The 279-nt window shown below is 69.2% G+C and carries 1 pseudogene; it reads right to left on the bottom strand.

Going from position 1 to position 279, the window contains the following annotated elements:
• Positions 1 to 279, bottom strand: a pseudogene (locus SB751_RS29815) (MFS transporter); the annotation flags it as partial.

Below are 279 nucleotides of genomic sequence, written 5' to 3'. Positions count from 1 at the left end.
CGACGCGATGAAACGGCAGCCGCGCGCCGCGGGGCGACGGGTATGAAGCGGTCCCCAATGCAATCACGGTGGCCAGCAGCGGCGCGGCGATGCAGGCCGCCATCGACGCCGCCAACCCATAACGCTGATACATCGCCATGCCCATCGGCGCCCCGATAGACAGCGCCGCGAACATGGCGATACCGGTCCAAGACATCGACAGCCCCGCGCGCTGCGGCCCCACCGACGCGATCGACCACGACACGCAGCCCGTCACGAACTGGCTTTCGCCCAGACCCG

It is taken from the genome of Cupriavidus sp. SIMBA_020 (assembly GCF_046535395.1).
In the GTDB taxonomy this organism is placed as follows: Bacteria; Pseudomonadota; Gammaproteobacteria; order Burkholderiales; family Burkholderiaceae; genus Cupriavidus; species Cupriavidus campinensis.
Note: the sequence above shows the minus strand (reverse complement) of the source record. Positions and strands in the feature narration are given on the sequence as shown.